4 protein-coding genes and 2 pseudogenes are annotated in these 5,075 nt (G+C 67.0%); 3 read left to right on the forward strand and 3 right to left on the reverse strand.

The genetic code is table 11. From position 1 onward, the window contains the following. Positions 1 to 33: 33 nt before the first annotated feature. Positions 34 to 669, forward strand: a pseudogene (locus DYI24_RS21010) (DUF4403 family protein); the annotation flags it as partial. Positions 670 to 761: 92 nt separating this feature from the next. Here the strand turns inward: DYI24_RS21010 and DYI24_RS21015 are convergent. Both DYI24_RS21015 and DYI24_RS21020 read right to left on the reverse strand, forming a co-directional pair. Further along, on the reverse strand, positions 762 to 1,325 hold the full coding sequence (locus DYI24_RS21015) for a PRC-barrel domain-containing protein (RefSeq protein ID WP_107345333.1): 564 nt from the start codon (positions 1,323 to 1,325) through the stop codon (positions 762 to 764). 245 nt (positions 1,326 to 1,570) lie between these two features. After that, positions 1,571 to 2,140 carry a hypothetical protein gene (locus DYI24_RS21020; RefSeq protein ID WP_164573708.1) on the reverse strand — a complete coding sequence of 190 codons (570 nt, stop codon included), beginning with the start codon at positions 2,138 to 2,140 and terminating at the stop codon, positions 1,571 to 1,573. A gap of 167 nt (positions 2,141 to 2,307) precedes the next feature. On the opposite strand from DYI24_RS21020, the gene DYI24_RS21025 reads away from it, so the two are divergent. Next, positions 2,308 to 3,030, forward strand: coding sequence for a response regulator (locus DYI24_RS21025; RefSeq protein ID WP_107345335.1), 723 nt, complete (start codon positions 2,308 to 2,310; stop codon positions 3,028 to 3,030). Beyond that, positions 3,027 to 4,361, forward strand: coding sequence for an ATP-binding protein (locus DYI24_RS21030; protein ID WP_164573709.1), 1,335 nt, complete (start codon positions 3,027 to 3,029; stop codon positions 4,359 to 4,361). The genes DYI24_RS21025 and DYI24_RS21030 overlap by 4 nt, the downstream gene beginning before the upstream one ends. Before the next feature lie 13 nt (positions 4,362 to 4,374). Here DYI24_RS21030 and DYI24_RS21035 read toward each other — a convergent pair. Next, positions 4,375 to 5,075 (reverse strand): annotated as a pseudogene (locus DYI24_RS21035) (hypothetical protein); the annotation flags it as partial.

Raw genomic sequence — 5,075 nt, forward strand, 5'->3', positions numbered from 1 at the left:
CCGCGACTTTGACCCCGGCGTTGTCCGGCGCTACAGATGGTCGCGCCGGACAACGCCGGGGTCAAAGTCGCGGTGCCGATCGACATCCCGTTCCAGGAGCTCGACCGCATCCTGGAAGCGCAGTTCGTCGGCAAGACCTTCCCTGAGGGCGACAGCCGCGCCGCGATCACGGTGAAGCGCGCCAAGCTCGCCGCCAGCGGCGACCGGCTGCTGATCTCTCTGCTGGTCGATGCCAAGGAGAACCGCAGCTTCTTCGGCTTCGGCACCGAGGCAACGCTGCACATCTGGGGCCGCCCGACGCTCGATCAGGAAGACCAGACGCTGCGGCTGTCGGACATCAAGCTCGCGGTCGAATCCGAAGCCGCGTTCGGCCTGCTCGGCGACACCGCCCGCGCCGCGGTGCCGTATCTGGAGAAGGCGATCGCCGACAAGGCGGTGATCGACCTCAAGCCGGAGTCGACCAACATCCAGCGCCGGGTCGGCAATATGATCGCGACCTACCAGCGCAACGAAGACGGCCTGCGGATTTCCTCGGAGATCTCCAGCCTGCGGCTGTCGGACCTGGTGTTCGACTCCAACATGCTGCGGATCACCGCCGAGGCCAACGGCATCCTCGAAGTCAAGGTGACGCGACTCAAACCGCCGGAGCTGCCGCAAGTCCCGCGCTGAAGTCCCGCGCTGATCCGTTTCCTCACAACGCGCACAAACGCCGCCGGCGAAACCGGCGGCGTTTGCGTGACGGGACCTTAAGTCCGCGTCGCTTACTTGGAGTACTTGAACTCCGGCATCGACTTCAGCTGATCCTTGGTGGCGTTCAGCACCGCGTGGTCCGGATACCAGCGATCGGCGTTGTTCGCGGTCGCCGAGGTCGAGGAGCTGCTCGAGGTCGCCGCACCGGTGGTGGTGCCGGCGGCCGGAGAAGCCGTCGAGGTGCCCGAGCCGGCCGGAGTGGTCTGGCTGTTCATCGCGGTGTTCGACGAGACCGGGGTGTTGACCCACTGCAGCTTGTCGAAGGTCACCGCAACGTCACGCTGGCCGACGCCGAGGAAGCCGCCGACGCCGATCACGACGCCCTGGATACGGCCCTGGTTGTCGATCAGCAGTTCGCTGATGTCGCCGAGCTTCTCGTTGCCCTGGTTGTACACGTTGACGCCGATCAGCTTGGACGCACGCCACTGACCCATGTGCTGCTGCGAATCAGACGCCGCAGCGGACGACTTCGACATCGTGCTGCTGTTGTCGGCCGGCGCCGGATTCTGCGCGTAGGCGGCGGACGCGAGCAGCGTGGTCCCCAGCAGACCGGCGATGATCGTCTTGGCTTTCATTGGCTTGCCCTCTTTGCTTGTGAATGGTGCCTACAGAACCGCGGACTCCACACTGCGTTCCCGCAATCGAACTATTTTTAGTGCCTTGCGGCGCACCAAACGATTAGTTCGACAGGCCGCTCGCGAGTTCCGATGAGTTCCGTCGGTTCCGCGTGCCCGCATCGTGACGGCGTTACGACATCACCAACAAAAAGAGCGCATCCCCTTGCGCCGAAGCGGAAGGGAATGCGCTCGAACCGACGGCGTCACACTGTCGGGTAGAAGCCGAAGGTCTGGTAGTTGATCAGCAGCGCGGTGAACGAGCCGGACGATGCCGCCGAGCCGCTGGCGCTGTAGGCGTTGGCGGTCGACGATTGCTGATCCTGCAGCAGTTGCAGGAACTGCTTCAGAATGTCGCTGATGTCGGACGACGACGACGAATCCGTCGAGGTGCTGGACGACGACGCACTGGTGCCGTCATCCGGCGGCGGCGGACCGCCGGCACCGCCGCCCGGAGGCTGCCCACCGGCGAAAGTGTTCTTGAACACGTTCTGCAGCTCGGTGGCCTGATCGGTGGTCAGCTTGCCGCTCGAGACTTCGCTGGCGATCAGGTCGTCGATCTTTGATTTCAGATCGGTGGGACGCGAGTCCGAGCTGCTGCTGGAGCGGCTGCTCTGCAGCGACGAATCGATGTCTTGCAGCGCCGACGACAACGCGTCGGCGTCGCTGGATTTCACGGTACCGGACGAGACTTCCGACGCGAGCTCCTTCTGCAGGAGTTGCAGCGGTGAGAGATAGCTGCTGCCGCCCGCGGCAGCGGAGGAAATTGCGGTCATGGGGCAGGCTCCGGGTTTGGATCGAAGCCGACGCTATGGTTAATCGATTAACAAGACCTTCGCCAAAGCCTTGAGTTAGTTGCCGGTTTTTGCCGGGCGGCAGGTAGAAACAATCGGAAACAAGATTCTCTGCTACAGTCCCGGCAAAACATCGCAAAACCCCAGCCATGAGCACCGCACCACCATCGATTCTCGTCGTCGAAGACGACCGCGAGACCCGCGCGCTGATCGCCAAATATCTCCGCGCCAACAATTGCAACGTCGCCACCGCCGCGGACGGCCGCGAGATGGAGCGCTGGATCGCCGATCATCGCGTCGATCTGGTCGTGCTCGACGTGATGCTGCCGGGCGAGGACGGGCTCAGCCTGTGCCGGAAGATCCGCGCCAATTCGGCGCTGCCGATCATCATGCTGACCGCGCGCGGCGATGACGTCGATCGTATCCTCGGCCTCGAAATGGGCGCTGACGATTACTTGCCGAAGCCGTTCAATCCGCGCGAACTGCTGGCGCGGATCCGCTCCGTGCTGCGCCGGCAGGCGAGCGCGGTCACCGCCAGCGCCACCCCCGGCGCCACCACGCTCGGCTTCCTCGGCTGGCGGATGGATTGCCGGCGGCGCGAATTGCGCAATCCCGACGGCGCGCTGGTGGCGATGACGAGCGCCGAATTCGACCTGCTGCAGGTGCTGTGCGAACGCGCCGGCCGGGTGCTGTCGCGCGAGGCGCTGCTCGATCTCACCCACGGCCGCAACGTCGGCGCGTTTGAGCGCTCGATCGACGTGCTGATCAGCCGCATCCGCCGCAAGATCGAACCCGATCCGCGCGAAGCCACGCTGATCAAGACGGTGCGGGCCGGCGGCTACGTGTTCACGCCGGAGGTCGAGACCGCATGAGCCTGCGCGCGCGGCTGGCGGCGCTCGGCTTCGGCCTGAAGCCGGAAGGCATCCGCGGCCAGATCGCGATCCTGGTGCTGGCGTCGATCATCGCCAGCCACATCATTATCGCGGTGGCGTTCTTCGCCAACCGGCCCGACATGCCGCGACCGCCGCAGCAGCCGGAGCCGCATCAGCTCTACGAATTCGCCGAATTGATCGGACGCACGCCGGCGGCGGACCGCCCGCAGCTGATTGTCACCATCGCCGCCGCCTTCCCGGAGCTCGAACTCGCCGGCACCACGGCCGTAGCCCGTTCGCATGACGGCGCCTGGCCGCCGCACCAGATCGACTATTTGCGCCGGCATCTCGGGCCCGACTATCGCGTAGACCTCGCCGGCGGCGACCGGATCGTCATCACCCTGCCCGAAGGTGATGCGATCAGCGCGCGGCTGCCGCCGGAGCGGCACCGGCCGGTGCTCGGCAATCCATGGATGGCGTCGCTGCTGATCGGCGTGGTCAGCCTCGCGCTGCTCGGGCTGTGGGCGGCGCGGACGCTGGCGGCGCCACTGTCGGCATTCGCCACCGCGGCCGAAACGTTCAGCCTGGATAGTTCGGACGCGCCGCTGCCGGAGCGCGGCCCGGCCGAGATCCGCTCGCTGGCGCGGGCGCTGAACCGGATGCGCGAGCGCATCACCACGCTGATCGAGGATCGCACCCGGATGCTGGCGGCGATCAGCCACGATCTGCGCACGCCGATCACCCGGATGCGGCTGCGCGCCGAATTCATCGAGGACGATCATCAGCGCACCCAGACGCTGCACGATCTCGACCAGATGGGCGCGATGCTGACCGCGGTGCTGACCTTCCTGCGCGACGGCGCCACCCGCGACGCGCCGACCCTGATAGACCTCGCCAGCGCGATGCAGCTGATCACCGATCAGTTCGCCGACATCGGCGCCAAGGTCGCGTATCAGGGCCCCGAGCACGCGATGGCCATGGCCCGGCCCGGCGATCTGCATCGCGCGGTCACCAACCTGGTCGAGAACGCCGTACGGTTCGGCACCGAGGTGACGATCCGGCTGGCGCTGCATCAGGACGAGATCGTCATCGAGGTCGAGGACGACGGCCCCGGCATCGCCGATGCCGACAAGGACAGCGTGATGCAGCCGTTCGTGCGCGGCGACGACGCCCGCAACATGGACGACAGCTCCTCGTTCGGCCTCGGCCTGTCGATCGCCCGCGCCATCGCCCGCGGCCACGGCGGCGAGCTGTCGCTACACACCCGCCCGCCGCACGGCCTGATCGCGCGCATCACCCTGCCCCGTCAGGCCCCGAGCCGCATGGCCTGACCGGCGGGAATTATCAGCGCGGCGGAGTGTTCGTCGGCGTCGGGCTCGGCGGCGCGCCCGGCTTACGCTGGTGGATCACCGCGAGGTCATCGGCATAGACCTTCTGCCAGCCCTCGGTCCGGTCGAGCAGCTTCGCGGCGGGGCTGCCCGGGATCAGCAGCGTCGCATCGACGGCGTAAGCATCGAGCAGGCGGAACAGCTTGTCGGGCGCGCGCAGCCGGACCGCATCGTCGTGATCGACCACCAGCGTTTCGCCGAACAGCTCGGTGCGACCGTCGATGAAGGTCGGCACGCCGTTCGCGATCAGATAGCCGCCGAAATTGTAGTCGTTGAACACCCGCTTGGCTCCAAGCCGCTTCAGCTCGGCGACCGCGGCCTGCGGCGCGAACAGCGAACGCGGCGCGAAGCTGTGCCACGTCGCAAACGCCAGCGTGCCGCCGATCGCCAGCGCCAGCAGCGCCGCTGTGAGGCCCCGCGAGGACGGCGCTGGCCCAGTGGGCGCGGCAATGCCGCATTGCGCGGCCAGCGGCGCGGCGAGCACCAGCGGTGCCAGCAGCGCCAAGAGTTCGAGAGTGCGGCTGTGGCTCAGCGCCATATGGATCAGCCCGAGCAGAATCAGGATGCGCACCGGCGGCAGCGTCACGCCGCGCAGCAGCGCCAGGCCGAGGCCGCCGGTGCGCATCCTGATTCTGCTCGGGCTGATCCATATGGCGC

The organism is Rhodopseudomonas sp. BR0C11 (assembly GCF_010820945.1).
Lineage (GTDB): Bacteria > Pseudomonadota > Alphaproteobacteria > Rhizobiales > Xanthobacteraceae > Rhodopseudomonas > Rhodopseudomonas palustris_H.